Source organism: Sphingomonas sp. NY01, from assembly GCF_038809135.1.
Taxonomy (GTDB): domain Bacteria; phylum Pseudomonadota; class Alphaproteobacteria; order Sphingomonadales; family Sphingomonadaceae; genus Sphingomonas; species Sphingomonas carotinifaciens.
In genome coordinates, this window is the sequence record NZ_CP101722.1 from 2,651,953 (window position 1) to 2,677,780 (window position 25,828).

Genomic DNA, 25,828 nt, shown 5'->3' on the forward strand with positions numbered 1-25,828 from the left:
GTTGCCAAACCGCTAATGCGGGGCATGGAGACAGGATCGCGTGCGCCCGCACCTCATCGGCAAGCTAAAGGCCGACGGAAGACCCCTTCCGCCGGCCCCGGCGGCGCCCCCGGGAGTTCGGGCGCCGATGCATCCCCTATACGCTGCCGCGAACCATTTGATCCTGACAGGCACATGAACTTTACGTCATGTTGCGACGTCGGTCAGTTGCCGTCGAGGATCGCGCTCACCGCCCGACCGACCTCTGCCATGTCCGCCATGCCGTCGACACGCCGCACCAGCCCGCGTGCTTCGTAGATCGGCAGGATCGGCGCGGTCTTGGCGCGATATTCGGCCATTCGCGTGCGCACCGTTTCGGCATTGTCGTCGGGACGGCGCTTGAACTCGGTTGCGCCGCAGACATCGCACACGCCCGCGACCGCGGTCGGCTTGAAGCTGTCGTGATAACCGGTGCCGCAATTGGCGCAGGTGAAGCGGCCGGTGATCCGCTCGACCAGCGCATCCTCGTCCACCTCAAGCTCGATCACATAGTCGAGCGCACGCCCGCGCTCGTCGAGCAGCAGGTCCAGCGCCTCTGCCTGCGCCGCGGTCCGCGGATAGCCGTCGAAGATCGCCCCGCCCTTGGCGTCCGCCTCGTCCAGCCGCTCGCCGATCAGCGCGGAGACGATCGCATCGGACACCAGCTCGCCCGCATCCATGACCGCCTTGGCCTGCAGACCGACCGGCGTACCGGCCTTTACCGCGGCCCGCAGCATGTCCCCCGTCGACAACTGCACCATGCCCCGCTCCGCAACCAACCGCTGCGCCTGCGTCCCCTTGCCCGCCCCCGGCGGCCCCAACAGGATGATGTTCACGCGCGTCTTCCCCTTCCGATTATGCTGGCCGGCACCGCCTCAGCGGAGACGCCCGCCCTTCAGCTTCGCCTTCTTGATCAGATCGCCATATTGATGCGCCAGCAAGTGGCTCTGAATCTGCGTCACGGTATCCATCGTCACGTTGACCACGATCAGCAGGCTGGTGCCGCCCAGATAGAACGGGATCTGCAACGCGGAGACGAGATATTCCGGCAACAGGCAGATGATCGTCAGATAGGCCGCGCCGATCACCGTGATCCGGGTCAGCACGTAATCCAGATAGGTCTCGGTGTTCTTGCCCGGGCGGATGCCGGGAATGAACCCACCATAGCGCTTCAGGTTGTCCGCGGTTTCTTCCGGGTTGAACACGACCGCGGTGTAGAAGAACGAGAAGAAGATGATACCGGCGCCGTATAGCAGCATGTAAACCGGCGAGCCGTGCTGCAGATACTGGTTCAGGCTGATGATGAAATCGCCCCAGGCACTCTCACCAGCCACGCGCTGCCCCGCGAATTGCGAGATGGTCAGCGGCATCAGCAACAGCGACGACGCGAAGATCGGAGGGATCACGCCCGCGGTATTCAGCTTCAGCGGCAGGTGGCTGCGGTCGGCCTGCATGCCGCGCTGCGTCGCGCGCTTCGGATATTGGATCAGGATGCGACGCTGTGCCCGTTCCATGAAGCAGATAAACAGGATCAGCACGATCACCGCCACGATGATACCGATCAGGCGCAGCGGATCGATGCTGCCCGAGCGGCCACCCTCCAGCAGATTGATCAGCGTGGTCGGAAGATGGGCGACGATGCCGGCCATGATGATCAGCGACACGCCGTTGCCGATGCCGCGGCTGGTGATCTGCTCACCCAGCCACATCAGGAACATCGTGCCGCCGATCAGCGACACGACCGCAGCGATGCGGAAGGTGAAGCCCGGCTCGATCACCGCCTGCACACCGGAATTGGCGCCCAGCGCCTCCAGACCGACAGCGATGAAATAGCCCTGGATCGCCGTCAGCAACACGGTGCCGTAGCGCGTATACTGGTTCAGCTTCTTGCGACCGCTCTCACCTTCCTTCTTGATCGCGGCAAGCTGCGGGCTGAGCGAGGTCGCGAGCTGCACCACGATCGAGGCCGTGATGTACGGCATCACGCCCAGCGCGATCAGCGACATGCGGCTCAGCGAACCGCCGGAGAAGGTGTTGAAGAAGTCGAGCACGCCACCGCTGGTGCGCTGGCTGAGAATGCCCAGCGCGGTCGGGTCGACGCCCGGGAGCGGAACATAGCTGAGCAGGCGGAAGACGATCAGCACGCCGATCGTGAACCACAGCCGCTTCTTGAGGTCGGTGGCCTTGGCGAATTTCGCCAGGCTGATGCTTTGCGCCATCTGGTCGGCTGCGGATGCCATAAGCTGCGTTTATCCTGGAAACGAAAAGCGGCGGGATGCGTTTTGACCCGCCCCGCCGCTCATATAGGCAGCCGAGCCGCCTTGTCTAATGGTTGCCGGCCAAAGCGCGACAACCCGGATGCGACGGCCCGATACTGAATGCCCCAGCGTGGCACCGGGGCAACAGCGCCTTACTTGGCCTTGCGGGCAGCCTTGACGGTGCCCTTCTTGGCGGCAGCCTTCTCGGCGGCAGGCACCACCTTGATGACTTCCACCGCGCCGCCGGCCTTTTCGACCGCTTCGCGGGCGCTGCCCGACACGCCGGCAACCAGGAAGGACAGCTTCGTGGTCAACTCACCCTTGGCGAGCAGACGGACGCCGTCCTTGCCACCGCGGGCCAGGTTTGCCGCCTTGAGCGCAGCATGGTCGATCGTGCCGTTGGCATCCAGCTTGCCGGCATCTACCGCCTTCTGGATCGCGCCCAGGTTCACCTCGGCGTAATCCTTGGCGAAGATGTTGTTGAAGCCACGCTTCGGCAGACGCATGTGGAGCGGCATCTGACCGCCCTCGAAGCCCGCGATGGACACGCCCTCACGGCTCTTCTGGCCCTTCTGGCCGCGACCTGCGGTCTTGCCCTTGCCCGACCCGATGCCGCGACCGACGCGGATCTTGGACTTGCGGGCACCTGCGTTGTCGGAAAGTTGGTTCAGCTTCATGATATGCACTCGCTTTCGCTTTTTGCGCGCTGTTCCCACGTCGGGAACGGATAAAAGGAAGGGGGCCGCTTAGCCCCCTTCCCCGTGTTTGTCACCGGTGAAGTGAAAGGGCTCAGCCCTGCACTTCCACCATGTGCTGCACCTTGCGGATCATTCCACGGACTTCGGGGCTGTCTTCCAGCTCCGATACCCGGTGCATCTTGTTGAGGCCCAGACCGATCAGCGTCGCGCGCTGATCCTTGGTCCGGCGGATCGGCGAACCGGTCTGCTTGATCTTGATGGTAGCCATGTCGGATTACTCCGTGACGGCCGCGGCATCGGCCTCGGCGGTCTGCGACCCACCGCGGCCGAGCAGGTCGGCGATCTTCTTGCCACGACGCTGCGCCACCGACTTCGGGCTGGTCTGTTCGCCAAGCGCCTCGAAGGTAGCACGGATCATGTTGTACGGGTTGGACGTGCCGACCGACTTGGTCACCACATCGGCGACGCCCAGGCTCTCGAAGATGGCGCGCATCGGGCCACCTGCGATAATGCCCGTGCCCTGCGGCGCGGACCGCACGGTCACGCGACCCGCACCGAAATGGCCGTTGCCATCATGGTGCAGCGTACGGCCATCCTTCAGCGGAACGCGGATCATGGCCTTCTTGGCCGCCGCGGTCGCCTTGGAGATGGCTTCCGGCACTTCGCGCGCCTTGCCGTGACCGAAGCCCGTGCGACCCTTGCCGTCGCCCACGACGACCAGCGCCGCAAAGCCGAAGCGCTTGCCGCCCTTCACGGTCTTCGAGACGCGGTTGATGTGGACGAGCTTCTCGATCAGCTCCTCGCCCTGGTCCTCGGCGCCGCGACGATCGTCACGACGGCCGCGGTTGCCGTCACGGCCGCCACGACCACGATCGCCACCGCCCGGACCACCACGGCCACGGCCACCGCCGCCACCGCGCGGGCCACGACCGCCCTGGCCGCCGAAGCCGCCCTGGCCACCGGCGTTATAGCCGCCGGCGTTCTGGCCGCCATTCTGCGGTGCGTCCTGCGAACCGCCCTCGGCGCCCGCCGCAACCTGCGGCTGGTTGTTCTCGTCAGCCATTCTTAGAACTCCAATCCGGCTTCACGCGCGGCCTCGGCCAGTGCCTTGACGCGGCCATGGAAGAGGAAGCCGCCACGATCGAAGACGACCTGCGTCACGCCGGCAGCCTTGGCTGCTTCCGCGACGCGCTTGCCGACCTCGGTTGCCGCTGCAACGTTGGCGCCCGACGTATCGCGCGCGCCCTTCTCCAGCGTGGAGGCCGATGCGACGGTACGACCCGCCTCGTCGTCGATCACCTGCGCATAGATGTGCTTGCCCGAACGGTGCACCGACAAACGCGGACGACCGCCCGAGCGCGCCTTGAGCGCGGTACGGTTGCGCCGACGGCGCTTCTCGAAAAGAGAGAGACCCTTGGTCATTACTTCTTCTTCCCTTCCTTGCGGAAGATGAACTCGCCGTCGTACTTGATGCCCTTGCCCTTGTACGGCTCCGGCTTGCGCCAGCGGCGGATCTCGGCGGCCAGCTGGCCGACCTTCTGCTTGTCCGCACCGCTGATTTCGACGGTGGTGTTGTCGGGCGTCTTCACCTCCAGGCCTTCCGGCACGTCGATGTTGACGTCGTGGCTGTAGCCGAGCTGCAGCTTCAGGGTCTTGCCCTGTGCCGCGGCACGGTAGCCGACGCCCGTGATCAGCAGCTTCTTCGAGAAGCCGGTGGTCACGCCGGTCACCAGGTTCTGCACCAGCGTACGCTGCATGCCCCAGAAGGCGCGAGCGCGCTTGGTGTCGTTCGCCGGCTGCACCGAGATGCCGTCCTGCTGGACGTCATAGGTGATCTCGTCGGCGAGCGGCAGCGTCAGGGTGCCCTTGGGCCCCTTCACGCTGAGGGTGCGGCCCTCGATGTTCGCCGTCACGCCGGCCGGAACCGGGACGGACTTCTTACCGATGCGGCTCATCAGAACACCTCCGCCAGCACTTCGCCACCGGCATTCTGCTCGCGCGCCTCGGCGTCGGACAGAACGCCACGCGGCGTCGACACGATGGTGATGCCAAGGCCGTTGCGAACGCGCGGAAGCTCCTGCGCGCCCGAATAGATACGGCGCCCGGGCTTCGAGACACGCGCGATATGCTTGATCGCGGGCTGGCCCTCGAAATACTTCAGCTCGATGCGGATGCCGGCCGCGGGGCCCATCTGCTCTTCGCTGTAGCCACGGATATAGCCTTCGCGCTGCAGAACGTCGAGCACGCGGACGCGCAGCTTCGACGCCGGCGAGAGGACGGAGTCCTTCTTCGCACGCTGGCCGTTGCGGATGCGGGTGAGCAGGTCACCCAGGGGATCGGTCACTGCCATCTCTAGGTCCTTACCAGCTCGACTTGGTGACGCCGGGGATCATGCCCTTGTTGGCGAGATCACGCAGCATGACGCGAGCGAGACGGAACTTGCGGTAATATGCACGCGGGCGACCGGTGATCTCGCAACGGTTGCGGATGCGGGTCGGGTTGCCGTTGCGGGGGATCTCGGCCATCTTCAGGCGCGCGATCAGGCGCTCGGTTTCGTCGAGGCTGGTGTCGTTCGCGACGGCCTTCAGCTTCGCGTACTTGCCCGCATACTTCTTGACGAGGGCGCGGCGCCGCTCGTTCTTGTTGACTGAACTCAGTTTCGCCATGGACTTAAGCTCTTCTCTCTACTGATCCCCTCCCACCCGAAGGCAGGAGGGGTTTGGGATTATGCCGCCTGCTTTTCCTCGGCGGCCTCTTCCTGCGGGAACGGGAAGCCGAACAGACGGAGCAGCTCGCGCGCCTCGTCGTCGGTCTTCGCGGTCGTCGTTACGATCACATCCATGCCGCGCACCTTGTCGATGCGGTCATAGTTGATTTCCGGGAACACGATCTGCTCCTTGATGCCGCAGGCATAGTTGCCGCGGCCATCGAAGCTCTTCGGGTTCAGGCCGCGGAAGTCGCGGACGCGGGGCAGCGCGATCGTGATGAAGCGATCGAGGAACTCGTACATGCGCTCGCGACGCAGCGTCACCTTGACGCCGATCGGCATGCCCTCGCGCAGCTTGAACTGCGCGATCGACTTCTTCGCCTTCGTGATGACCGGCTTCTGACCGGCGATCAGCTCCATCTCGGACGCGGCCTGATCGACGCGCTTCTTGTCCTGCGTCGCCTCGCCAACGCCCATGTTCAGCACGATCTTGTCGAGCCGCGGGATTTCGTTGACGTTCTTGTAGCCGAACTTCTCGACCATGGCGGCGACGATGCGATCCTCGTAGATCGCCTTCATCCGGGGCTTGTAATCAGCCATCGATCTTGTCTCCGGTCTTGACGGCCACGCGGACCTTCTTGCCATCCTGCGTTTCGAAGCGAACGCGGGTCGGCTTGCCGTCGGCGGTCACATGCGCGACCTTCGAGATGTGAAGCGGGGCTTCGATGCGCTCCAGGCCACCCTGCGGGTTCGCCTGACTGGGCTTGCGGTGGCGGGTCGCGACGTTGACGCCCTCGACCACGACCTTGGCGTCCTTGGGCATCGAGACGGTCACGGTGCCGGTCTTGCCCTTGTCCTTGCCGGACAGGACGATCACGCGGTCGCCCTTCTTGATCTTCGCGGCGGCCATTACAGAACCTCCGGCGCCAGCGAGATGATCTTCATGTGCTTCTTGCCACGAAGTTCACGCACGACCGGGCCGAAGATACGGGTGCCGATCGGCTCCTCGTTCTTGTTGACCAGAACGGCGGCGTTGCCGTCGAAACGGATCACCGAACCGTCTGCACGGCGGATGTCCTTGGCGGTGCGCACGATGACGGCGCGATGCACGTCGCCCTTCTTCACGCGGCCACGCGGCTGCGCTTCCTTGACGCTGACGACGATGATGTCGCCCACGCCCGCAGTACGGCGCTTGGAACCGCCAAGCACCTTGATGCACTGTACCCGCTTCGCGCCGCTGTTGTCAGCGACGTCGAGATTGGATTGCATCTGGATCATGGATCCTGCTTCCTTCTCTCTTGGGGTGGATTCCGACCCTACCCCGCCTTTAAAAAACGACCCCCGGCGCAGCGAAGCCGCACCAGGGGGAGCGGCCACCTAGCCGCCCCTGGCAAGGAACGCAAGGCCCCTTGCCCATTTCACGGAAAACGCCGCCCGGTCGAAACCAGGGCGGCGGCGTTCCGTATCAGCCCTCTGCCGAGGCCCGCTCCGGCGTCGCGTGGGTGTTCACCCGCTCGATCACCTTCCAGGTCTTCAGCTTCGAGATCGGCGCGGTCTCTTCGATGCGCACCGTCTCACCGGCCTTGAACTCGTTGCCCTCGTCATGGGCATGATACTTCTTCGACCGACGGATGATCTTGCCGTACAGCGGATGGCGAACCTTCCGCTCCACGTTGACAACAACCGTCTTGTCGGTCTTGTCCGAGACGATCACCCCGGTCAGCACGCGCTTCGGCATGTGTCTCGGTCCTTACTTGGCAGCCGCAGCGGTGCGCTGCGCCTGCAGGGTCTTGATCCGCGCGATGTCGCGACGGACTTCCTTCACGCGGCTGGACTTCTCCAGCTGGCTGGTCGCCGCCTGGAAGCGCAGGTTGAACTGCTCGCGCTTCAGGTTGCCCAGCGCCTCGACGAGCTGGTCGTCGCTCTGCGCGTTATAGTCGGTCTTGGCCATTACTCGCCTCCGAGGTGCGAGGTGTCGCCCAGACGGGCAACGACCTTGGTCTTGATCGGCAGCTTCATCGCGGCGCGCTCGAAAGCCTCCGCTGCGATCTTGCCTTCGACGCCGTCCAGCTCGAACAGGATCCGGCCGGGCTTGACGCGGGCCGCCCAGAACTCGGGCGAACCCTTGCCCGATCCCATGCGGACTTCGGCAGGCTTCGACGAAACCGGCACGTCCGGGAAGATACGGATCCACAAACGCCCCTGGCGCTTGATGTGACGGGTGATCGCGCGGCGAGCCGCCTCGATCTGACGGGCGGTGATCCGCTCCGGCTCCATGGCCTTCAGACCATAGGCGCCGAAGTTCAGGCTCGTGCCACCCTTGGCGTCGCCGTGAATGCGGCCCTTGAAGGCCTTGCGGAATTTGGTGCGCTTCGGTTGCAGCATCTCATCTATTCCTTAGCGACGATCGTCGCGGGCCGGACGGACGCCGGAGGTCTGAGCCTCCATCATCAGCCGGTCCTGCGCCATCGGGTCGTGACCCAGGATCTCGCCCTTGAACACCCAGACCTTGACGCCGCACACACCGTAAGCCGTGTGGGCCTGCGCCTCGGCATAGTCCATGTTCGCGCGCAGCGTGTGGAGCGGTACGCGACCCTCGCGGTAGCTCTCGGAGCGGGCGATTTCCGCACCGCCAAGACGACCGCCGCAGGCGACGCGGATGCCGTCGGCACCCAGGCGCATCGCCGACTGCACGGCGCGCTTCATCGCACGGCGGAACGCGATACGGCGCTCCAGCTGATCGGCGATGCCCTGCGCGACGAGCTTGGCGTCGATCTCGGGCTTGCGGATCTCGACGATGTTCAGCGACACGTCGGACGAGGTCATCGAGCCGATCTGCTTGCGCAGCTTCTCGATGTCCGAGCCCTTCTTGCCGATGATCACGCCGGGGCGTGCCGCGAAGATCGAGATGCGGCACAGCTTGGCCGGACGCTCGATCACCACCTTGGAGATCGCGGCCTGGGGCAGCGTCTTCATGATGTACTGGCGGATCTTCAGATCCTCCAGCAGCAGGCGACCATAGTCCTGGCCTTCCGCGAACCAGCGGCTGTCCCAGGTACGGTTGATCTGCAGGCGCAGACCGATCGGGTTGCTCTTATGACCCATTAGGCTTCTTCCTGCTCGCGCACGACGATGCGCAGACGGCTGAACGGCTTCAGGATGCGGGTGGACTTGCCACGGCCGCGGGTCGCGAAGCGCTTCATGGTGATCGACTTGCCGACCGACGCCTCGGCGACGACAAGCGCGTCGACGTCGAGGTTGTGGTTGTTCTCGGCATTGGCGATGGCAGACGCCAGCACCTTGCGCGCGTCGACCGCCATGGCCTTCTTCGAGAAGGTCAGGATGTTCAGCGCGTCACCGGCCTTGCGGCCACGGATCAGGCCCGCGACCAGGTTCAGCTTCTGGGCCGAACCACGGATCTGCGTGCCGACCGACAGAGCTTCCTTCTCGCCGACCTTGCGGGGGGATGCGGGCTTCGACATCAGCGCTTACCCTTCTTGTCGGCAGCGTGACCGGGGAAGTAGCGCGTGGGCGCGAACTCGCCGAGCTTCATGCCGACCATGTCCTCGTTCACCGAGACGGGAACGAACTTGCGGCCGTTATAGACATTGAAGGTCAGGCCGACGAACGACGGGAGGATCGTCGAGCGGCGCGACCAGGTCTTGATCGGACCCGAGCGGCCGGACGCGTCCTGCGCGGTCTCGGCCTTCTTCAGGAGGTGGAGGTCCACGAAAGGACCCTTCCATACGGAACGAGCCATCGCTTAGCCCTTCTTCTTCGCGTGACGGCTACGGATGATCATCTTGTCCGTCGCCTTGTTGTGCCGGGTGCGCGCACCCTTGGTCGGCTTGCCCCACGGGGTGACCGGGTGACGGCCGCCCGAGGTCCGGCCTTCACCACCGCCGTGCGGGTGGTCGACCGGGTTCTTCGCAACACCGCGCGTCAGCGGGCGGCGGCCGAGCCAGCGGTTGCGACCCGCCTTCGCCAGGTTCTGGTTGGCGTTGTCGGGGTTCGACACCGCGCCCACCGTCGCCATGCACTCGCCACGGATGTAGCGCTGCTCGCCCGAGTTCAGGCGGACGATCACCATGCCGCGGTCACGGCCGACGACCTGCACATAGGTGCCGGCCGAACGGGCGATCTGGCCACCCTTGCCCGGCTTCATCTCCACGTTGTGGACGATGGTGCCGACGGGCATCTGGCCCAGCTCCATCGCGTTGCCCGGCTTCACGTCGGTCTTCTTGCCGGCGATCACCTTGTCGCCCACGCCCAGGCGCTGCGGCGCGATGATGTACGCGACATCAGCCTTGCCAGCCTCGTCGGTGCCATAATTGACCAGCGCGATGAAGGCGGTGCGGTTGGGATCATATTCGATCCGCTCCACGGTGCCCTCGACGTCCCAGCGGCGACGCTTGAAGTCGACATAGCGGTAGCGCTGCTTATGGCCGCCCGCGATACCGCGCGACGTCACATGGCCCTTGTTGTTGCGGCCACCGGTCTTGCGCTTGCCTTCGGTCAGCGACTTGACCGGGGCGCCCTTCCAGAGCGCCGAACGGTCGACGAGGATCAGGCCGCGGCGGGCCGGGCTCGTCGGATTATATTGCTTGAGTGCCATTAGCCCTGGACCCCCGTCGTCACGTCGATGGACTGGCCGTCCTTCAGCGTCACGATCGCCTTCTTCATGTCGGAGCGCTGGTACGGAGCGCCCTTCCACTTCTTGGTCTTGCCCTTCTGGACGATCGTGTTCACGCCCGTCACGGTGACGTCGAAGAGAGCCTCGACGGCAGCCTTGATCTGCGGCTTGGTCGCGTCACCGGCGACCTTGAACACGACGGCGTTGTGCTCGGAGAGCAGCGTCGCCTTCTCGGTGATGTGCGGCGCGACGATCACGTCATAATGACGGTTGTCGATCGCCTTCTGCTGCTTAGCCATGGAAACGGGCCTCCAGCTTCTCGACAGCAGCGCGCGTCAGCACCAGCGTGTCATGCTTCAGGATGTCGTAGACATTGGCGCCGGCGGCCGGGAGGACGTTGATGTCCTTCAGGTTGCCTGCGGCCAGAGCGAACGACGTCTCGACGGCATCGCCATCAATGACCAGCGCGGACTTGCCGAAGCCGAGCTTGGCGATGTCGCCGATCAGCGTCTTCGTCTTGTTGCCCTCGACCGACAGCGAGTCCATCACGACCAGCGAACCGGCCTTTGCATGGCTCGACAGCGCCATCTTCAGGCCCAGCGCGCGGATCTTCTTGTTCAGCGACGGATCGAAGTCGCGAACACGGGCACCGTGAGCCTTACCACCGCCGATGAAGACGGGAGCGCGGCGATCGCCGTGACGTGCCACACCGCCGCCCTTCTGGCGACCGAGCTTCTTGCCCGAACGGGCGACGTCCGCACGCTCGCGGGTGCCGCGCGCGGTGGCGCGACGCTTCTCAAGCTGCCAGGTCACGACGCGGTGCAGGATGTCGGCACGCGGATCGAGGCCGAAGACCTCGTCGTTGAGCTCGATGTCCGCGGCGTCGGTGCCGGCAAAGGATGAAACCTTGACCTTCACGACTTAGCCCTCCTGGCCATCGGTGGCTTCCGGAGCGGGCTCGGCAGAAGCGGTATTGTTGGCGGCAACGCTCTTCAGCGCGGCCGGGAACGGGGCGTCCGCATGGCGCGCGACCTTCACCGCGTCCTTGACGATCAGCCAGCCACCCTTCGATCCGGGCACCGAGCCCTTGACGAAGATCAGGCCGCGCTCGACGTCGGTCGACACGATTTCCAGGTTCTGCTGCGTGCGGTTCTTGTCGCCCATGTGGCCGGCCATCTTCTTGTTCTTGAAGACGCGACCCGGATCCTGGCGATTACCGGTCGAACCATGCGAACGGTGCGAGACGGACACGCCGTGCGTGGCGCGCAGACCGCCGAAGTTCCAGCGCTTCATCGCACCGGCAAAGCCCTTGCCCTGCGTACGACCCTGGATGTCGACCATCTGGCCGGCAACGAAGTGGTCGGCACCGATCTCGGCACCTACGTCGAGGAGGCCGTCCTCGTTCACGCGGAACTCGGCAACGATAGCCTTGGGCTCCACTTCGGCCTTGCCGAAATGGCCGCGCTGCGGCTTGGCGACATTCTTAGCCTTGGCGACACCTGCACCAAGCTGGACGGCAGTGTAGCCGTCACGATCCATCTCGCGGCGGGCGACGACCTGTACGCCTTCAAGCGCCAGAACGGTAACCGGCACGTGCCGACCATCGTCCTGGAACAGGCGGGTCATCCCCATCTTCTTCGCGATCACGCCGGTACGCATGATCCTGTTCCTTCCTCGACAGAGGCCCCCAAGAACCATTCAAGGGGGCATATCCAGCCCGGATAAATCGAAACGAGCCCCCGTCCCGGGCTGGCGATCAGCGCATGGCCGATCAGACGGGGGACGCTGTCCCCGGCACCCTTCCGGCCGAAGCCGAACCGCCGGGCGGTATCCCTTGGACCGCGCAGATCAGGGCGAACCCCGAAATACGCGAAAGGCCCGCGGGACGAGAACGTCAACCGCGGGAAGCGGGCGCTTTACGCCAGCTTGATCTCAACATCAACACCCGCAGCGAGATCGAGCTTCATCAGCGCGTCGACGGTCTGCGGGGTCGGCTGCACGATATCGAGCATCCGCTTGTAGGTACGCACCTCGAACTGCTCGCGCGACTTCTTGTCGACGTGCGGGCCACGGTTGACCGTGAACTTTTCGATGCGCGTGGGAAGCGGGATCGGACCGCGGATGAGCGCGCCGGTACGGCGTGCGGTGTCGGCGATGTCGCCGGTCGCCTGATCGAGCACGCGATGGTCGAACGCCTTCAGACGAATGCGGATATTGCTGTCCATGATCCCTACCGATGCGAAAGAGCGGGAACGCAGCTTCGACCCTATCCCTTGCGTCGGTTTATCCGACCACCCGACAAGCGGACCCCGATCGGCGACCGGGACAAGCGACGAAGCCGACGAAACGCTCCGAAACGAACTCTGGTTGTTGCGGCATCGCCGGCGATACCGACGATGCTCTCACTAAAAGCGAACGGCCACTCCGGTTTCCCAGAGCGGCCGATTCACTCAAGAAAGGCGCCTATATCCCGACCACCCGAAGGTGGCAACCCTCTTCGCATCGCATCCGCATGGAAAAGGTTCCCGGTCCTGCGCCCCTTGCAAAAGGAAAAAGCCGGCTCCGTTTCCGGAGCCGGCCGATCCTTCTCACGACCTTTCGGTCAGGAGATTACTTGCTGATGCCGCTGACGACACCGGCGCCGACGGTCCGGCCACCCTCGCGGATGGTGAAGCGCTGGCCAACGTCCATGGCAATCGGCGCGATGAGCTTGATGCCCAGCGCGACGTTGTCGCCCGGCATCACCATCTCGGTGCCCTCGGGCAGCTCGACGGTGCCGGTCACGTCCGTGGTACGGAAGTAGAACTGCGGACGATAGTTGCCGAAGAACGGCGTGTGACGGCCACCTTCGTCCTTCGACAGCACGTACACTTCCGACTGGAAGTCGGTGTGCGGCTTGATCGAGCCCGGCTTGCAGAGCACCTGGCCACGCTCGACTTCGTCGCGAGCCACGCCGCGGATCAGCGCGCCGACATTGTCGCCAGCCTGGCCCTGGTCGAGCAGCTTGCGGAACATTTCCACGCCCGTGACGGTGGTCTTGCGGACGTTCGGGTGGATGCCGACGATCTCGACTTCCTCACCGACCTTGACCACACCGGTCTCGACGCGGCCGGTCACCACCGTACCACGACCCGAGATCGAGAACACGTCCTCGATCGGCATCATGAACGGCTTGTCCAGCGGACGCTCCGGCTGCGGGATGTAGTCGTCAACCGCCTGCATCAGCTCCAGCACGGCTTCCTTGCCGAACTTGTCGTTCGAACCCGAAAGCGCGCAGGTCGCCGAACCCTTGATGACGGGGATGTCGTCGCCAGGGAACTCGTACGAGGACAGCAGCTCGCGAACTTCCAGTTCGACCAGCTCCAGGATTTCCTCGTCGTCGACCAGGTCAACCTTGTTCATGAACACGACCATCGCCGGCACGCCGACCTGACGGGCGAGCAGGATGTGCTCGCGGGTCTGCGGCATCGGGCCGTCGGTAGCCGACACGACCAGGATCGCGCCGTCCATCTGCGCCGCGCCGGTGATCATGTTCTTCACATAGTCGGCGTGGCCCGGGCAGTCGACGTGCGCATAGTGGCGCGAGTTCGTCTCATACTCGACGTGCGCGGTCGAGATGGTGATGCCGCGCTCGCGCTCTTCCGGAGCCTTGTCGATGTTGGCGAAATCAACCGCCGCGTTGCCCGCGACGTTGTCGGCCAGCACCTTGGTGATCGCAGCCGTCAGCGAGGTCTTGCCGTGGTCGACGTGGCCGATGGTGCCGATGTTGAGGTGCGGCTTGGTCCGCTCGAATTTTGCCTTTGCCATTTTCCTACCTTCTGATTCGAATTCGGTGCCGCCGACGGGGCCACGCGAACGCGGCCACATAGCGGGTGTTTGCAACGAATGCCAGCCCTGCGCGGGGGACGCTCCGGTTGCCCGTCCGCCCCCGGCACCAGGAGCCGTTACGCCAGCTTCGCCTTGACCTCGTCCGCAACGTTCTGCGGAACTTCGTCATAGTGCGAGAACTGCATGCTGTACTGTGCGCGGCCCTGGGTGAACGAGCGGAGCGCGTTCACATAGCCGAACATGTTCGCCAGCGGGACCATAGCCTCGACCGTCTGCGCGTTGCCGCGCGTGTCGGTGCCCTGGATCTGGCCACGACGGCTGTTCATGTCGCCGATGACGTCGCCCAGATAGTCCTCCGGGGTGACGACCTCGACCTTCATGACCGGCTCTAGCAGCGTGATGCCCGACTTCTGAGCCGCTTCGCGCATGGCGCCGCGGGCACAGATTTCGAACGCCAGCGCCGAGGAGTCGACGTCGTGATAGGCGCCGTCATACAGCAGCACCTCGAAGTCGATGATCGGGAAGCCGACCAGCGATCCGGTTTCCGCCGTCTCACGGAAGCCCTTCTCGATCGCGGGGATATATTCCTTGGGAATATTGCCGCCCTTGATCTCGTCCTTGAAGACGAAGCCGCTGCCGCGCTCGCCCGGCGACAGCTTCACCTTCACGCGACCGAATTGGCCGGTACCACCCGACTGCTTCTTGTGCGTGTAGTCGATGTCGACCGGCTTCTTGAGGTACTCGCGGTACGCCACCTGCGGCGCGCCGACATTGGCCTCGACCTTAAACTCGCGCTTCATGCGGTCGACCAGGATCTCGAGGTGGAGCTCGCCCATCCCCTTGATGATGGTCTGGCCGGACTCGGCGTCCGACGACACGCGGAACGACGGGTCCTCGCGTGCGAGACGATTGAGCGCGACGCCCATCTTCTCCTGGTCGGCCTTGGTCTTCGGCTCCACCGACAGCTCGATCACGGGCTCGGGGAACTCCATCCGCTCCAGAATGATCGGCGCCGACTGGGCACACAGCGTGTCACCCGTCGTGGTGTCCTTCAGGCCCGCCAGCGCGACGATGTCGCCGGCGAACGCTTCCTGGATGTCCTCACGGCTGTTCGCGTGCATCAGCAGCATGCGGCCGACCTTTTCCTTCTTGTCCTTGACCGAGTTCTGGACGGTCGAGGCGGATTCGAGCTTGCCCGAATAGATGCGCGCGAAGGTCAGCGTACCGACGAACGGGTCGTTCATGATCTTGAACGCCAGCGCCGAGAACGGCTCGCTGTCCGACGAAGGACGCTCGTCCGGCGTTTCGCCGTCGAGCTTCACGCCCTTGATCGCCGGCACGTCGAGCGGCGACGGCAGATAGTCGACGACCGCGTCGAGCAGCGGCTGGACGCCCTTGTTCTTGAACGCCGAACCGCAAACGACCGGCACGAACGCCATCTCCAGCGTACCCTTGCGGATCAGCTTCTTGAGATCGGCGACCGACGGCTCGTTGCCTTCCAGATACGCCTCCATGAGGGCGTCATCCTGCTCAACGGCCATCTCGATCAGGTCGCTGCGGTACTTGGCGGCCTTTTCCGCCATGTCCTCGGGGATGTCCTGATAGACGAACTTCGCGCCCAGGCTCTCTTCGAGCCAGATGATCGCGCGGTTCTCGACCAGGTCGACCAGACCCTTGAAGCCGCCCTCGATGCCGATCGGCAGATACAGCACCGCCGGACGCGCGCCGAGGCGCTCGATGATCGAGTTGACGCAGAAATAGAAGTCGGCGCCGGTGCGGTCGAGCTTGTTGACGAAGCACATGCGCGGCACGCCGTACTTGTCGGCCTGACGCCACACGGTTTCGGACTGCGGCTCCACGCCGGCAACGCCGTCGAAGCACGCGACCGCACCGTCGAGGACGCGCAGCGAACGCTCGACTTCGATCGTGAAGTCGACGTGGCCGGGCGTGTCGATGATGTTGATGCGGTGCTCGAGGCCCTTGCCCTCGTCAGCGCTCCAGAAACAGGTCGTCGCGGCCGACGTGATGGTGATGCCGCGCTCCTGCTCCTGCTCCATCCAGTCCATCGTCGCCGTGCCTTCATGCACTTCGCCGATCTTGTAGGACTTGCCGGTGTAATAAAGAATGCGCTCGGTCGTGGTCGTCTTGCCGGCATCGATGTGGGCCATGATGCCGATGTTGCGATATCTGTCGAGCGGATGGCTGCGGGCCATGATCGATCTTCCTCAAGCGTGCGGGGGAGCCGGTCGGCCCGGCTCCCCTCATATAGGTAGCATGCGTTACCAGCGGAAGACCGCCGGCACCGACCGTTTTACCAGCGGTAGTGGCTGAATGCGCGGTTCGCTTCCGCCATGCGGTGCGTGTCCTCGCGCTTCTTGACCGCATTGCCGCGATTGTTCGCGGCGTCCATCAGCTCGCCCGACAAGCGCGCCGACATGGTGTTCTCCGAACGCGCACGCGCGGCCGAGATCAGCCAGCGGATCGCCAGCGCCTGGGCGCGCTCGGGGCGCACCTCGACCGGCACCTGGTAGGTCGCACCGCCGACGCGGCGCGAACGGACCTCGATGCCCGGCTTGATGTTGTTCAGCGCATCGTGGAACACGCCCAGCGGCTCGCGCTTGGCGCGGGTCTCGACGGTTTCCAGTGCGCTGTAGACGATCAGCTCCGCGACGGACTTCTTGCCGTCCAGCATGACCGAATTCATGAACTTCGACAGGACCTGATCCCCGTATACGGGATCGGGCAGGATTTCCCGCTTTTCGGGACGACGACGACGAGCCATTCTCGTATTTCCTTACAAATCTTCAGCCTTGGATGGTCCAGATGCCCGTTTGCACGGGCCCGACCGGCTTACTTCGGACGCTTCGCGCCGTACTTGGAGCGGGACTGACGACGATCCTTGACGCCCTGCGTATCGAGCACGCCGCGCAGGACGTGGTAGCGAACGCCGGGAAGATCGCGCACACGGCCGCCGCGGATGAGCACCACCGAGTGCTCCTGCAGGTTGTGGCCTTCGCCCGGAATGTAGCTGATGACTTCGCGGCTGTTGGTCAGGCGGACCTTGGCCACCTTGCGCAAAGCCGAGTTCGGCTTCTTCGGGGTCGTCGTGTACACGCGGGTGCAGACGCCGCGCTTCTGCGGGTTCTGCTCCATCGCAGGGACCTTGGACTTGGCCTTCTGCGGTTCGCGGCCCTTGCGGACCAGCTGGTTGATCGTGGGCATTGAAGCCTTCACCTCATCTAGGGTTACTTTGCTGGAGCCTTCACAGCACATAGGAATACAAAAAGGGGCGATGGCCGGCTTTTCACCACCGTCCAGGCCCATAAATGCATCCAGCAATGTTCAAGCTTGCCCTCCGGAGAATCCTCCTTCGAGCAGCGGCGCGTATACGCAGTTGCGCGTATAGCGTCAACGGCACCACCACCAGGGACCAGGACCGCACCCACGGCCGGGCATCGAATATTTGATCCTCCAGCGAAAAGCACCGCTTGCCCTGCCCCCAAACGCCGGCTAAGGGCCGCCGCAGGCTAGGAGTGTAGCTCAGTTGGTAGAGCATCGGTCTCCAAAACCGAGGGCCGTGGGTTCGAGTCCCTCCACTCCTGCCATTTTCTCCGACATCGACGGGTAATCCGCCGCAAGCGCATCGCGCAGCACGATGTCGTTGAGCGAATTACAACAGCTTCGCATGCCTTTTTGAGATGACAAGATGATTGTCGCCTGCAAAAGACGCTAACCATGTTCGAGATTACGCGCGAAATCGTCGCCTACGGCATCATCGGTGGCATCGTCGTGCTGGGCGCGCCCTTTGTCGTCGCCACCCTTCGCAAGCGGCATCGGGACAAGCTGCGCCGCCGCGGCATCAAGCGCTACGGGCACTGACCGCAAGCGCCTGAGGGCGGGTCCGGCACGCGCGCCCTGCCAGCCCCCTTGCGCCTGATCCAAGGCGCGGCTACATCCGTGCTTCATCCGACAGCGGTGGTGGTATCCGCCCGCTTGCTCCGACGGGGCGGCGGTCGGGGCTTCACGCCTCCGTCGTCATCTCCATCCAAGGGTGCGAGCAACCGTGGCAAAGACGACTCCGATCGAGTTCATCAACCAGGTCAAGGCCGAGACCAAGAAGGTCGTCTGGCCGTCCCGGCGCGAGACCGTGATGACCGGCGTCATGGTCGTCATCATGACGACGATCCTCGCGATCTTCTTCCTGGGCGTCGATTCGTTCTTCGAAGCGCTCGTCCGCGCCCTGCTCAGCCTCGCTCAGTAAAGGTCACGCCGATGGCGCGCTGGTACATCATTCACGCCTATTCCGGGTTCGAGGGCAAGGTCCGCGACTCGATCATGGCCGAAGCGGCCCGCATGGGGCTGGAGCAACTGGTCGAGCAGATCGAGGTCCCGACCGAAACAGTGACCGAGGCGCGTCGCGGCAAGAAGATCGCGGTCGAGCGCAAGTTCATGCCCGGCTACGTCCTTGCCAAGCTCGACATGACCGATCAGGTCTATCACCTCGTCAAGAACACGCCCAAGGTCACCGGTTTTCTCGGCTCCAGCGGCAAGCCGCAGGCGATCAGCGAGAGCGAAGCCACGCGCATGCTGAACTCCAAGGAGGAGGCAGCGGCCGCGCCGAAGCACAAGATCAAGGTCGATTACGAGATCGGCGACGCGGTCAAGGTGCTGGAGGGTCCCTTCGCCAGCTTCAACGGCGTGGTCGAGGAACTGGATTTCGACAAGTCGAAGGTCAAGGTGTCCGTGTCGATCTTCGGCCGCGCGACGCCGGTCGAACTCGATTTCGAACAGGTCGAACGCTCCAAATAAGCAAACGGCCGCTCATTCGGGCTGGCATGACGGGCCGGGGCGCGGGCGACCGCACCTCGGCCTTTTCGTATCTGCGGCGATGCGGCCTTATCGTATCAGCATCTCGGATGCGTAGATCACCGCATCTGCCGCAAAGCGCGCAAAGAACATCACACTCACCAGCACGGCTGCGCCTGCCGCGGCGACGGCGGTATGATGTCCGACGGATTTGATCGTGGTCATGGCCTATCCTCTCCAAAAGGAGCCGGGGGCCACCTGTATCCGGGGTCTCCCGGCCGCTGCCATCATGCCATAAAGCGGATGCGCGGGCAATATCGGGGAGAAGAGCCTGCCGGGCTGTTCCGCGGCAAACGGTCGGCACAGACGACGTCACAATCCCCATTTCCCGAACAGCGGTCGATCATCTGTCCACGGGGTGATCCTGCATCGATCGGCATCGACCTCCCCCATCGGTCTGAACGAAAATGCCTTTTGAGTACGCTGACGTATCTTGCCGGTGAAGTGTATCGCGCCTAGCCTGCCCTGCGTGGCAGCAGATCGGCAGGATCACGCGGCGTCGGCACGCGCGCGTCTGGTGGAGGCACTGGTCGCAACCGGTCACGAGGATCGCGAAGCCTTTCGCACCGTCTATCGTCTTACTTCCGCGAAGCTGTTCGGCATTTGCCTTCGTATCTGTGGTGATCGTCAGGATGCGGAGGATGTGTTGCACGATGTCTATGTCATCGTCTGGAGACGGGCCGGCGCATTCGAGCCCGGCCGGGCCAGCCCGATCACCTGGCTTGCAACGATCGCCCGCAACCGCGCCATCGACTGGCAGCGCGGCCGCACCCGCCATCCCGCCGACCCGATCGACAATGCGGCGCTGGCCCTGCCCGATCCCGCGCAGGCGCCTGTCGACCGGCTTGTGGACGAGGAAACGGTCGCCCGCCTCCAGGCATGTCTGGGCACGCTGGAGACGCGCCAGCGCGAGGCGATCCGTATCGCCTTTTTCGATGGTGTCCGCTATCCGGAAATCGCTCGCCGGCTGACGCTGCCGCTGGGCACGGTGAAAAGCTGGGTACATCGCGGGCTCGCGCGCTTGAGGACCTGTCTCGATGGCGACCACTGACCCCGTCGATCCCGACATGACCGCCGCCGATCTGGCACTGGATCTGCTGGATGGCGACGAACGCGCGGCGGCCACGCGCCGCGCGCTCACTGATCGCGATTTCGCGGCGCAAGTGGCATGGTGGCGCCAGACGCTGGCAGGCCTCGTCGCCTGGTGGCCCGCTGTCGAGCCACCACCGGGGCTGGAAGCGCGGGTGATTGCATCGACCACACCCCATGGGCCATCGGCCAGCCGCGCCCCCGATTCGATACGCGGCGTCGCCCCCTGGTGGCGCGTCGCGACGGTCGCCCTTGCCGGTGTCGCAGCGGTTCTCGCCCTGATGCTCGTGCTGCCCCGACATGCGCCTCCCCCACCTCCGGCGCGCACGGCCACGGCGCCGCTGATCGCCGCCATCGTGCCGGCCACCGACCCCGCGGCTCCCGCCGCCCCCCTGCCGGCGCTTTACGAGCCCGATACCGGCATGCTCCGCCTGTCCGGCGCCGACATAGCGCCGGCGAACCGGAGTGCGCAGCTATGGGCGATCGGAGCGGACGGCATCCCTCACGCTCTCGCCGTTCTGGCCCGCACCCCCGAAGCCAGGATCACGATCGCCAGCGCCGACCGCGCCCGGCTGGTGCCCGGCGCCGTTCTGGCCATCTCGCTCGAACCGCCGGGCGGTGCGCCGGGGCCCGTCCCCACCGGCCCGGTTGTCGCAACAGGCCCGCTGACCCGCCTTTGAAATACAGGAGCCTCTGACGCGCCTCCCGATTACATCCCCAGGCAGGGTTGTTCACGCGAAGACGCGAAGGCGCAAAGATGGGTCGGTCGGCTGACCCTTTCCCGACCATTCGGGAGACAAGCCTCGCCCGATATCGAAGAAGCCTTCGGCTCGCATACCATCCCCGCGCGAGAACCTCACTTTTGATCTTCGCGTCTTCGCGTGAAATACGCCTCTACTGCCCAAGCCCAGGCAAGCAGCCACCGGCATTGCGTTCCGCCCCCCGTTCGGCTATGCGCGCGCCTTCCCAAGCGACAGCGACGGAAATCCGCGGGAGGGTGCGGGGCGAAGCCCCTCGCCCGCCAGTACCGCTAGACTCGAAACGAGAGTGACATGGCAAAAAAGATTACCGGCTATATCAAGCTGCAGGTGCCTGCGGGCTCCGCAAACCCCTCGCCGCCGATCGGCCCGGCGCTGGGTCAGCGCGGCGTGAACATCATGGAATTCTGCAAGGCGTTCAACGCGCAGACCGGCGACGTCGAGAAGGGCACTCCGCTGCCCACCGTCATCACCGTCTATGCGGACCGTTCGTTCTCGTTCGAGACGAAGACGGCGCCGGCCACCTACCTCATCAAGAAGGCCGCCAACCTGAAGTCGGGCTCGAAGGAGCCGGGCAAGGTGTCGGCGGGCAAGATCGCGCGCTCCAAGCTCGCCGAGATCGCCCAGACCAAGATGAAGGATCTGAACGCCAACGACATCGAGGCTGCGACCAAGATCATCGAAGGCTCCGCCCGCGCGATGGGCCTCGAAGTGGTGGAGGGCTGATAACATGGCCAAGCTGACCAAGAAGCAGAAGGCGATCACGGTCGACCGCGAGAAGCTGCATGCCATCGACGAGGCGATCAACCTCGCCAAGTCGGGTGCGACCTCGAAGTTCGACGAAACCATCGAGATCGCGCTGAACCTGGGTGTCGATCCGCGTCACGCCGACCAGATGGTCCGCGGCGTGGTGAACCTGCCCAAGGGCACCGGCAAGACGGTGCGCGTCGGCGTGTTCGCCCGCGGTGCCAAGGCCGAGGAAGCCAAGGCGGCCGGTGCGGACGTCGTCGGCGCCGAGGACCTGATGGAAACCATCCAGGGCGGCACCATCGATTTCGATCGCTGCATCGCCACCCCGGACATGATGGGCATCGTCGGTCGCCTGGGTAAGGTGCTGGGTCCCAAGGGCCTGATGCCGAACCCGAAGCTGGGCACGGTCACGATGAACGTCGCGGACGCCGTGAAGGCCGCCAAGAGCGGTCAGGTCGAGTACCGCGTCGAGAAGGCCGGCATCATCCACTCAGGCATCGGCAAGGCGAGCTTCCCGGCCGAGGACCTGCGCGCGAACTTCGACGCGCTGGTCGATGCGGTCATCAAGGCCAAGCCGTCGGGCGCCAAGGGCAAGTATGTCCGCAAGGTCGCCGTGTCGTCCACGATGGGCGCCGGCATCAAGGTGGACGTGGCCGAGATCGCGGGCGCCTGAGCCCTCGTTCGGTTCACCGATCCGACATGAAAACGCCTGTGCGGGGACCCCTCCGCACAGGCGTTTTTCGTTGTTGACCGCTCCTGTCGAAAGGCGGACGCTGGCACCCATGATCCTGCTGACCCTCGCGCTGCTCGGCACCACGCCCATCTGCACCGACACCCGCCAGATCTGCCGCGCCTGCTGGACGGTGAACGGCAAACAGGCCTGCTCCACCCCCGGTATCGCCTGCCAGCCCCTGAGGCGCGTCTGCCGGCCGAATACCCCCTCCCCCCGCCGGGAAGAAGAAGCCCGACGCACCCGCGATGGAAAGGTGAAGGGCATCCAGGCAGCGCAACGCTGATACGAAAACGTCCACCCCAAAAAGCTGGCACGCTCGTCCATCAACGCTAAACCCGGCCCGCCCCCTCAGGAGCCGACCGCTTGCCCTTCCCCAGAACGCTCTTTGCCCTCCCCCTGCTCACGGCCGCGGCCGCGTGCAGCACCACCCACTATCGCCCCGCCGTCGACACTCCGGTCAAGATCGGCCGCCCCTACACGGTTCGCGGCGTCACCTACACGCCCGCCGCCGAACCGGATTACGACATGCTGGGCCTGGCCGGCTGGTACGGCAGCGAATCCGGTCATCAGACCGCCAATGGCGAACGCTTCCGGGTAAAGGCGATCGCCGGCGCGCACACCACCCTGCCGCTGCCCAGCTATGTCGAGGTGACCGCGCTGGATACCGGGCGCACGATCCTCGTCCGCATCAACGATCGCGGCCCCTTCGTGCGCGGGCGCATCATCGATCTTAGCCGCGGGGCGGCACGCCAATTGGGCATAGAGGGACGCGGCATCGCCTCCGTCCGCGTCCGCCGCGTCGATCCACCCGAACGCGACCGCGCCAGACTCCGCAAGGGTCGCGCAGCGCCGCTGCGTCCCGATGCGCCTGCCGCCTCGCTCGCAGCGTGGCGCGCCCAACTGGCCGGTGCGCCGTCGGCCACCGGCGCGCCATAGCCGCGCCGATCCCGCCCGATGCCTGCGGTGGGGGCGCCATTTGCGCCGACTGTTGCACGCTCGCATCACCTCTGTCACGCAAACGCCATAAAGCAGTTCTAGCGGCCCGAAATACCGGGACATATCAAAGGGGCTCCGCCGGGGAGGCGGGCCCGAGCGTGGGAATTGCAGACCATCATGACATCGTGGATCAAGCGCGCCGCCCTGCTGGGTTCGGCGCTGGGCGTGCTGGCGATCGTGCCGGCCGCGGCCCAGACCGCAGATACCGCCACCAGCGCAGCTGACACCCAGCCTGCCGCCGAGGGCCTTGAGGACATCACCGTCACCGCCGAGCGGCGCTCCGAAAGCCTGAACCGCGTGCCGGTGTCGGTCGCGGTCGTCGGCGGCGCCGATCTGCGCAGCTTCCAGACCGGCGGCGAGGACATCCTGGCGCTGTCTGGTCGCGTACCCGGCCTGTATGCCGAGACGACGACGGGTCGCATCTTCCCGCGTTTCTACATTCGCGGCCTCGGCAATATCGATTTCTACCTGGGCGCGTCGCAGCCCGTGTCGGTGATCCAGGACGACGTCGTGCTGGAACATGTCGTGCTGAAGTCGAACCCGGCGTTCGACGTGGCGCAAGTCGAGGTGCTGCGCGGTCCGCAAGGGTCGCTGTTCGGTCGCAACACGACCGCCGGCATCATCAAGATCGACACGATCAAGCCGACCCAGACCTTTCAGAGCCGCGCCACCGCCTCGATCGGCTCGTACAACACCATGCACCTCGACGCGGGCGTCGGCGGCCCGATCATCAGGGACGTGCTCGCCTTCCGCGCCTCCGCGCTGATACAGCACCGCGACGACTGGATCGACAACACCTACGCCGGCCCCAGCCTCGACGGCACCCTCACCCCGCGCAAAAACGCCATGGGCGGCTTCACCGAACGCGACGTGCGCCTGCAACTCGCCTTCACGCCGACCGACCGGCTCTCCTTCGACCTGTCCGGCCATGCACGCTGGTATGACGGCACGTCGACGGTGTTTCATCGGGCAGCGTTGAAGCGTGGGTCGAACGACGTGTCGGGGGAACCGCGCGACCGCATCGCGCTGGACGAAGGGCGCGACAATCCGCAGTCCTATGAGACGCAAGGCGCCTCGCTGCGTGCGAACTGGGATATGGGCGCGGCGTCGCTGACCTCGATCACCGCCTATGAGCGGACCAGCGGTTTCAGCGCCGGCGACACGGACGGCGGTGCGGCGGCGAATTTCCCGGTCAACGGCGTTGCCAACGGCTATGGCCTGAGCCTCGGCCGGGTCCGTGATCTCGACCAGTGGACGCAGGAGGTGCGCCTCGCCTCCAACGGCACCGGCCCGTTCCGCTGGCAGGTCGGCGGCATCTATTTCGACAGCCGCGACACGACGGACTTCTACCAGCGTCGCTTCCTGCTGCTGCCGGCCTATAACCCGCTCCAGCCCGGCAATCCCAACACCAACAATCCCGACAACTGGGTGCGCCTGCGCAACACCAACACGTCGTGGGGCGTGTTCGGCCAGGTCAGCTACGAAGTGGTGCCCGACCTGACGATCACCGCCGGTGGCCGGATCAGCGAGGACAGCAAGCGGACCCGCCTGGTCAAGGCGCCGGGCCGCCCGGATGGCGGCGTCGTCTATCGCGGCCGTACCGATGTCAGCCTGTCGGACACGCAGCCAAGTTGGGACCTGTCCGCCCTTTATCAGGTGAACCCGGACCTGTCGGTCTATGTCCGCGCCGCACGCGGCTTCCGCGGCCCGACGATCCAAGGCCGCTCTGCCGTGTTCAACTCCGACTTCACCACGGCGGACTCGGAAAAGAACCTGTCGTTCGAGACGGGCTTCAAGAGCAACCTGTTCGGCAACACCCTGCGCCTGAACGCGTCGGCCTTTGCCTACCGGGTCAGCGACATCCAGTTGAACGGCAACGATGCCGACGGCAACGGCGTGTTGTTCAACGCGGACAAGGCGGTGGCCTACGGGCTGGAGGCCGATGCGCAGTGGCTGCCGGTGCGCAACCTGGCGCTGTCGGCGGGCGTCAGCCTGCTGCATTCGGAAATCCGCGACAGCCGCGTCTATGCCCAGGTGTGCGCGCTGAACGGACAGGTCGTGTGCACCGTGCAGGACCCGACGATCACCCGCACCATCTTCGGCGCCCCCGCCGTGCTGGCGCAGATCGACGGCAACCCGCTGCCCAACGCGCCGGAATACAACGTCAATCTTGCCGCGCGCTACGACGTGCCGCTGGCCGACGACAGCAAGATCTTCATCTCGACCGACTGGAATATCCAGGGCTTTACCAACTTCGTCTTGTACAAGACGAAGGAGTTCAATGCGAACGGCAACTTCGAAGGTGGCCTGCAGGTCGGCTATGCCGCACCGAACGACGACTGGCAGATCGCGGTGTTCGCACGCAACATCACCAACGAGAAGAACTTGAAGGGCGTGATCGAGAACTACATGGCCGCCGTGTTCAACGAACCGCGGATCATCGGCGTCACGCTCAGCGGCAAGTTCCGCTGAGCGCCTGACCCGCCGAACACGA

General features: G+C 65.0%; 38 protein-coding genes and 1 tRNA gene. 11 read left to right on the top strand and 28 right to left on the bottom strand.

Annotated features, from left to right (window positions below; all coding sequences use genetic code 11):
* Positions 1–203: 203 nt before the first annotated feature.
* From NPJ82_RS12875 to rpsL, 27 genes are all read right to left on the bottom strand, one after another.
* Positions 204–854, bottom strand: coding sequence for an adenylate kinase (locus NPJ82_RS12875; RefSeq protein ID WP_149680921.1), 651 nt, complete (start codon positions 852–854; stop codon positions 204–206).
* Between the two features lie 39 nt (positions 855–893).
* Entirely contained in the window at positions 894–2,258 is a 1,365-nt protein-coding gene (gene secY, locus NPJ82_RS12880) for a preprotein translocase subunit SecY (RefSeq protein WP_112381137.1), read from the bottom strand.
* Positions 2,259–2,428: 170 nt separating this feature from the next.
* Positions 2,429–2,953: a 50S ribosomal protein L15 gene (gene rplO / locus NPJ82_RS12885; protein WP_112381734.1), complete on the bottom strand. Its 525-nt coding sequence runs from the start codon at positions 2,951–2,953 to the stop codon at positions 2,429–2,431.
* Positions 2,954–3,065: 112 nt separating this feature from the next.
* Positions 3,066–3,242, bottom strand: coding sequence for a 50S ribosomal protein L30 (gene rpmD, locus NPJ82_RS12890; protein WP_112381138.1), 177 nt, complete (start codon positions 3,240–3,242; stop codon positions 3,066–3,068).
* A 6-nt stretch (positions 3,243–3,248) separates the two neighbouring features.
* Positions 3,249–4,037, bottom strand: coding sequence for a 30S ribosomal protein S5 (gene rpsE / locus NPJ82_RS12895; protein WP_112381139.1), 789 nt, complete (start codon positions 4,035–4,037; stop codon positions 3,249–3,251).
* 2 nt (positions 4,038–4,039) lie between these two features.
* A complete protein-coding gene (gene rplR, locus NPJ82_RS12900; RefSeq protein WP_112381140.1) occupies positions 4,040–4,396 on the bottom strand; it encodes a 50S ribosomal protein L18 in 357 nt (118 codons plus the stop codon).
* On the bottom strand, positions 4,396–4,929 hold the full coding sequence (gene rplF, locus NPJ82_RS12905; protein ID WP_112381141.1) for a 50S ribosomal protein L6: 534 nt from the start codon (positions 4,927–4,929) through the stop codon (positions 4,396–4,398). The genes rplR and rplF overlap by 1 nt, the downstream gene beginning before the upstream one ends.
* Positions 4,929–5,324 (bottom strand): 30S ribosomal protein S8, encoded by a 396-nt coding sequence (rpsH, locus tag NPJ82_RS12910; protein WP_112381142.1) that lies wholly within the window; start codon positions 5,322–5,324, stop codon positions 4,929–4,931. The genes rplF and rpsH overlap by 1 nt, the downstream gene beginning before the upstream one ends.
* A gap of 10 nt (positions 5,325–5,334) precedes the next feature.
* Positions 5,335–5,640, bottom strand: coding sequence for a 30S ribosomal protein S14 (gene rpsN / locus NPJ82_RS12915; RefSeq protein ID WP_112381143.1), 306 nt, complete (start codon positions 5,638–5,640; stop codon positions 5,335–5,337).
* Between the two features lie 59 nt (positions 5,641–5,699).
* A complete protein-coding gene (gene rplE / locus NPJ82_RS12920; RefSeq protein ID WP_149680924.1) occupies positions 5,700–6,281 on the bottom strand; it encodes a 50S ribosomal protein L5 in 582 nt (193 codons plus the stop codon).
* Positions 6,274–6,591, bottom strand: a complete 318-nt coding sequence (gene rplX, locus NPJ82_RS12925) for a 50S ribosomal protein L24 (protein WP_112381145.1) — start codon at positions 6,589–6,591, stop codon at positions 6,274–6,276. The genes rplE and rplX overlap by 8 nt, the downstream gene beginning before the upstream one ends.
* Positions 6,591–6,959 (bottom strand): 50S ribosomal protein L14, encoded by a 369-nt coding sequence (gene rplN / locus NPJ82_RS12930; protein ID WP_022687056.1) that lies wholly within the window; start codon positions 6,957–6,959, stop codon positions 6,591–6,593. Before rplN ends, rplX begins: the two co-directional genes overlap by 1 nt.
* A gap of 187 nt (positions 6,960–7,146) precedes the next feature.
* The gene (gene rpsQ / locus NPJ82_RS12935) at positions 7,147–7,419 is read right to left on the bottom strand and encodes a 30S ribosomal protein S17 (RefSeq protein ID WP_112381146.1); all 273 of its coding nucleotides are present in this window, start codon (positions 7,417–7,419) and stop codon (positions 7,147–7,149) included.
* 12 nt (positions 7,420–7,431) lie between these two features.
* A complete protein-coding gene (gene rpmC / locus NPJ82_RS12940) occupies positions 7,432–7,632 on the bottom strand; it encodes a 50S ribosomal protein L29 (protein WP_112381147.1) in 201 nt (66 codons plus the stop codon).
* The gene (rplP, locus tag NPJ82_RS12945) at positions 7,632–8,066 is read right to left on the bottom strand and encodes a 50S ribosomal protein L16 (RefSeq protein WP_055845527.1); all 435 of its coding nucleotides are present in this window, start codon (positions 8,064–8,066) and stop codon (positions 7,632–7,634) included. Before rplP ends, rpmC begins: the two co-directional genes overlap by 1 nt.
* A 12-nt stretch (positions 8,067–8,078) precedes the next feature.
* On the bottom strand, positions 8,079–8,786 hold the full coding sequence (gene rpsC, locus NPJ82_RS12950; protein ID WP_112381148.1) for a 30S ribosomal protein S3: 708 nt from the start codon (positions 8,784–8,786) through the stop codon (positions 8,079–8,081).
* Complete coding sequence (gene rplV, locus NPJ82_RS12955) at positions 8,786–9,163, bottom strand: 50S ribosomal protein L22 (RefSeq protein WP_112381149.1); 378 nt, start codon at positions 9,161–9,163, stop codon at positions 8,786–8,788. The genes rpsC and rplV overlap by 1 nt, the downstream gene beginning before the upstream one ends.
* The gene (rpsS, locus tag NPJ82_RS12960) at positions 9,163–9,441 is read right to left on the bottom strand and encodes a 30S ribosomal protein S19 (protein ID WP_112381150.1); all 279 of its coding nucleotides are present in this window, start codon (positions 9,439–9,441) and stop codon (positions 9,163–9,165) included. The genes rplV and rpsS overlap by 1 nt, the downstream gene beginning before the upstream one ends.
* A gap of 3 nt (positions 9,442–9,444) precedes the next feature.
* Entirely contained in the window at positions 9,445–10,296 is an 852-nt protein-coding gene (gene rplB, locus NPJ82_RS12965; protein WP_267349240.1) for a 50S ribosomal protein L2, read from the bottom strand.
* Entirely contained in the window at positions 10,296–10,613 is a 318-nt protein-coding gene (locus NPJ82_RS12970) for a 50S ribosomal protein L23 (RefSeq protein ID WP_112381152.1), read from the bottom strand. Before NPJ82_RS12970 ends, rplB begins: the two co-directional genes overlap by 1 nt.
* Complete coding sequence (gene rplD, locus NPJ82_RS12975; protein WP_112381153.1) at positions 10,606–11,232, bottom strand: 50S ribosomal protein L4; 627 nt, start codon at positions 11,230–11,232, stop codon at positions 10,606–10,608. The genes NPJ82_RS12970 and rplD overlap by 8 nt, the downstream gene beginning before the upstream one ends.
* A 3-nt stretch (positions 11,233–11,235) precedes the next feature.
* On the bottom strand, positions 11,236–11,973 hold the full coding sequence (gene rplC, locus NPJ82_RS12980; RefSeq protein WP_112381154.1) for a 50S ribosomal protein L3: 738 nt from the start codon (positions 11,971–11,973) through the stop codon (positions 11,236–11,238).
* A gap of 257 nt (positions 11,974–12,230) precedes the next feature.
* Positions 12,231–12,539, bottom strand: a complete 309-nt coding sequence (gene rpsJ / locus NPJ82_RS12985; RefSeq protein WP_066776796.1) for a 30S ribosomal protein S10 — start codon at positions 12,537–12,539, stop codon at positions 12,231–12,233.
* A 385-nt stretch (positions 12,540–12,924) separates the two neighbouring features.
* On the bottom strand, positions 12,925–14,121 hold the full coding sequence (gene tuf / locus NPJ82_RS12990) for an elongation factor Tu (RefSeq protein WP_112381155.1): 1,197 nt from the start codon (positions 14,119–14,121) through the stop codon (positions 12,925–12,927).
* A gap of 137 nt (positions 14,122–14,258) precedes the next feature.
* Positions 14,259–16,355 carry an elongation factor G gene (gene fusA / locus NPJ82_RS12995; protein WP_112381156.1) on the bottom strand — a complete coding sequence of 699 codons (2,097 nt, stop codon included), beginning with the start codon at positions 16,353–16,355 and terminating at the stop codon, positions 14,259–14,261.
* Positions 16,356–16,453: 98 nt separating this feature from the next.
* The gene (gene rpsG / locus NPJ82_RS13000) at positions 16,454–16,924 is read right to left on the bottom strand and encodes a 30S ribosomal protein S7 (RefSeq protein ID WP_112381157.1); all 471 of its coding nucleotides are present in this window, start codon (positions 16,922–16,924) and stop codon (positions 16,454–16,456) included.
* Positions 16,925–16,992: 68 nt separating this feature from the next.
* Positions 16,993–17,364 (bottom strand): 30S ribosomal protein S12, encoded by a 372-nt coding sequence (rpsL, locus tag NPJ82_RS13005; protein ID WP_112381158.1) that lies wholly within the window; start codon positions 17,362–17,364, stop codon positions 16,993–16,995.
* A gap of 307 nt (positions 17,365–17,671) precedes the next feature.
* Between rpsL and NPJ82_RS13010 the strand changes: the two genes are divergently transcribed.
* From NPJ82_RS13010 to nusG, 4 genes are all read left to right on the top strand, one after another.
* A tRNA-Trp gene (locus NPJ82_RS13010) sits at positions 17,672–17,747 on the top strand.
* Positions 17,748–17,877: 130 nt separating this feature from the next.
* Positions 17,878–18,021, top strand: a complete 144-nt coding sequence (locus NPJ82_RS13015; RefSeq protein ID WP_162843967.1) for a hypothetical protein — start codon at positions 17,878–17,880, stop codon at positions 18,019–18,021.
* Between the two features lie 184 nt (positions 18,022–18,205).
* Positions 18,206–18,403, top strand: a complete 198-nt coding sequence (secE, locus tag NPJ82_RS13020; RefSeq protein WP_112381159.1) for a preprotein translocase subunit SecE — start codon at positions 18,206–18,208, stop codon at positions 18,401–18,403.
* A gap of 11 nt (positions 18,404–18,414) precedes the next feature.
* Positions 18,415–18,951, top strand: a complete 537-nt coding sequence (nusG, locus tag NPJ82_RS13025) for a transcription termination/antitermination protein NusG (RefSeq protein ID WP_112381160.1) — start codon at positions 18,415–18,417, stop codon at positions 18,949–18,951.
* 87 nt (positions 18,952–19,038) lie between these two features.
* Here the strand turns inward: nusG and NPJ82_RS13030 are convergent, their stop codons facing one another.
* Positions 19,039–19,173 carry a hypothetical protein gene (locus NPJ82_RS13030; RefSeq protein WP_342657615.1) on the bottom strand — a complete coding sequence of 45 codons (135 nt, stop codon included), beginning with the start codon at positions 19,171–19,173 and terminating at the stop codon, positions 19,039–19,041.
* Between the two features lie 304 nt (positions 19,174–19,477).
* Here NPJ82_RS13030 and NPJ82_RS13035 point away from each other — a divergent pair, with 304 nt between their 5' ends.
* From NPJ82_RS13035 to NPJ82_RS13065, 7 genes are all read left to right on the top strand, one after another.
* Positions 19,478–20,059, top strand: a complete 582-nt coding sequence (locus NPJ82_RS13035) for a sigma-70 family RNA polymerase sigma factor (RefSeq protein ID WP_342657616.1) — start codon at positions 19,478–19,480, stop codon at positions 20,057–20,059.
* Complete coding sequence (locus NPJ82_RS13040) at positions 20,046–20,777, top strand: anti-sigma factor (protein ID WP_342657617.1); 732 nt, start codon at positions 20,046–20,048, stop codon at positions 20,775–20,777. The genes NPJ82_RS13035 and NPJ82_RS13040 overlap by 14 nt, the downstream gene beginning before the upstream one ends.
* A gap of 372 nt (positions 20,778–21,149) precedes the next feature.
* Complete coding sequence (rplK, locus tag NPJ82_RS13045; RefSeq protein WP_112381162.1) at positions 21,150–21,581, top strand: 50S ribosomal protein L11; 432 nt, start codon at positions 21,150–21,152, stop codon at positions 21,579–21,581.
* Between the two features lie 4 nt (positions 21,582–21,585).
* The gene (rplA, locus tag NPJ82_RS13050; RefSeq protein ID WP_112381163.1) at positions 21,586–22,278 is read left to right on the top strand and encodes a 50S ribosomal protein L1; all 693 of its coding nucleotides are present in this window, start codon (positions 21,586–21,588) and stop codon (positions 22,276–22,278) included.
* A 109-nt stretch (positions 22,279–22,387) separates the two neighbouring features.
* Positions 22,388–22,621: a hypothetical protein gene (locus NPJ82_RS13055; protein WP_149680928.1), complete on the top strand. Its 234-nt coding sequence runs from the start codon at positions 22,388–22,390 to the stop codon at positions 22,619–22,621.
* 113 nt (positions 22,622–22,734) lie between these two features.
* Positions 22,735–23,274, top strand: coding sequence for a septal ring lytic transglycosylase RlpA family protein (locus NPJ82_RS13060; protein ID WP_342659019.1), 540 nt, complete (start codon positions 22,735–22,737; stop codon positions 23,272–23,274).
* Between the two features lie 177 nt (positions 23,275–23,451).
* Positions 23,452–25,806 carry a TonB-dependent receptor gene (locus NPJ82_RS13065; RefSeq protein WP_342657618.1) on the top strand — a complete coding sequence of 785 codons (2,355 nt, stop codon included), beginning with the start codon at positions 23,452–23,454 and terminating at the stop codon, positions 25,804–25,806.
* Positions 25,807–25,828 lie beyond the last annotated feature (22 nt).

Coding starts and splice junctions, on each gene's coding strand:
- secY (WP_112381137.1), bottom strand. CDS start 2,258: ATGGCATCCGCAGCCGACCAGATGGCGCAAAGCATCAGCCTGGCGAAA.
- rplO (WP_112381734.1), bottom strand. CDS start 2,953: ATGAAGCTGAACCAACTTTCCGACAACGCAGGTGCCCGCAAGTCCAAG.
- rpmD (WP_112381138.1), bottom strand. CDS start 3,242: ATGGCTACCATCAAGATCAAGCAGACCGGTTCGCCGATCCGCCGGACC.
- rpsE (WP_112381139.1), bottom strand. CDS start 4,037: ATGGCTGACGAGAACAACCAGCCGCAGGTTGCGGCGGGCGCCGAGGGC.
- rplR (WP_112381140.1), bottom strand. CDS start 4,396: ATGACCAAGGGTCTCTCTCTTTTCGAGAAGCGCCGTCGGCGCAACCGT.
- rplF (WP_112381141.1), bottom strand. CDS start 4,929: ATGAGCCGCATCGGTAAGAAGTCCGTCCCGGTTCCGGCCGGCGTGACG.
- rpsH (WP_112381142.1), bottom strand. CDS start 5,324: ATGGCAGTGACCGATCCCCTGGGTGACCTGCTCACCCGCATCCGCAAC.
- rpsN (WP_112381143.1), bottom strand. CDS start 5,640: ATGGCGAAACTGAGTTCAGTCAACAAGAACGAGCGGCGCCGCGCCCTC.
- rplE (WP_149680924.1), bottom strand. CDS start 6,281: ATGGCTGATTACAAGCCCCGGATGAAGGCGATCTACGAGGATCGCATC.
- rplX (WP_112381145.1), bottom strand. CDS start 6,591: ATGGCCGCCGCGAAGATCAAGAAGGGCGACCGCGTGATCGTCCTGTCC.
- rplN (WP_022687056.1), bottom strand. CDS start 6,959: ATGATCCAGATGCAATCCAATCTCGACGTCGCTGACAACAGCGGCGCG.
- rpsQ (WP_112381146.1), bottom strand. CDS start 7,419: ATGCCGAAGCGCGTGCTGACCGGGGTGATCGTCTCGGACAAGACCGAC.
- rpmC (WP_112381147.1), bottom strand. CDS start 7,632: ATGGCCAAGACCGACTATAACGCGCAGAGCGACGACCAGCTCGTCGAG.
- rplP (WP_055845527.1), bottom strand. CDS start 8,066: ATGCTGCAACCGAAGCGCACCAAATTCCGCAAGGCCTTCAAGGGCCGC.
- rpsC (WP_112381148.1), bottom strand. CDS start 8,786: ATGGGTCATAAGAGCAACCCGATCGGTCTGCGCCTGCAGATCAACCGT.
- rplV (WP_112381149.1), bottom strand. CDS start 9,163: ATGTCGAAGCCCGCATCCCCCCGCAAGGTCGGCGAGAAGGAAGCTCTG.
- rpsS (WP_112381150.1), bottom strand. CDS start 9,441: ATGGCTCGTTCCGTATGGAAGGGTCCTTTCGTGGACCTCCACCTCCTG.
- rplB (WP_267349240.1), bottom strand. CDS start 10,296: ATGGCACTCAAGCAATATAATCCGACGAGCCCGGCCCGCCGCGGCCTG.
- NPJ82_RS12970 (WP_112381152.1), bottom strand. CDS start 10,613: ATGGCTAAGCAGCAGAAGGCGATCGACAACCGTCATTATGACGTGATC.
- rplC (WP_112381154.1), bottom strand. CDS start 11,973: ATGCGTACCGGCGTGATCGCGAAGAAGATGGGGATGACCCGCCTGTTC.
- rpsJ (WP_066776796.1), bottom strand. CDS start 12,539: ATGGACAGCAATATCCGCATTCGTCTGAAGGCGTTCGACCATCGCGTG.
- tuf (WP_112381155.1), bottom strand. CDS start 14,121: ATGGCAAAGGCAAAATTCGAGCGGACCAAGCCGCACCTCAACATCGGC.
- fusA (WP_112381156.1), bottom strand. CDS start 16,355: ATGGCCCGCAGCCATCCGCTCGACAGATATCGCAACATCGGCATCATG.
- rpsG (WP_112381157.1), bottom strand. CDS start 16,924: ATGGCTCGTCGTCGTCGTCCCGAAAAGCGGGAAATCCTGCCCGATCCC.
- rpsL (WP_112381158.1), bottom strand. CDS start 17,364: ATGCCCACGATCAACCAGCTGGTCCGCAAGGGCCGCGAACCGCAGAAG.
- NPJ82_RS13015 (WP_162843967.1), top strand. CDS start 17,878: ATGTTCGAGATTACGCGCGAAATCGTCGCCTACGGCATCATCGGTGGC.
- nusG (WP_112381160.1), top strand. CDS start 18,415: ATGGCGCGCTGGTACATCATTCACGCCTATTCCGGGTTCGAGGGCAAG.
- NPJ82_RS13030 (WP_342657615.1), bottom strand. CDS start 19,173: ATGACCACGATCAAATCCGTCGGACATCATACCGCCGTCGCCGCGGCA.
- NPJ82_RS13040 (WP_342657617.1), top strand. CDS start 20,046: ATGGCGACCACTGACCCCGTCGATCCCGACATGACCGCCGCCGATCTG.
- rplK (WP_112381162.1), top strand. CDS start 21,150: ATGGCAAAAAAGATTACCGGCTATATCAAGCTGCAGGTGCCTGCGGGC.
- rplA (WP_112381163.1), top strand. CDS start 21,586: ATGGCCAAGCTGACCAAGAAGCAGAAGGCGATCACGGTCGACCGCGAG.
- NPJ82_RS13055 (WP_149680928.1), top strand. CDS start 22,388: ATGATCCTGCTGACCCTCGCGCTGCTCGGCACCACGCCCATCTGCACC.
- NPJ82_RS13065 (WP_342657618.1), top strand. CDS start 23,452: ATGACATCGTGGATCAAGCGCGCCGCCCTGCTGGGTTCGGCGCTGGGC.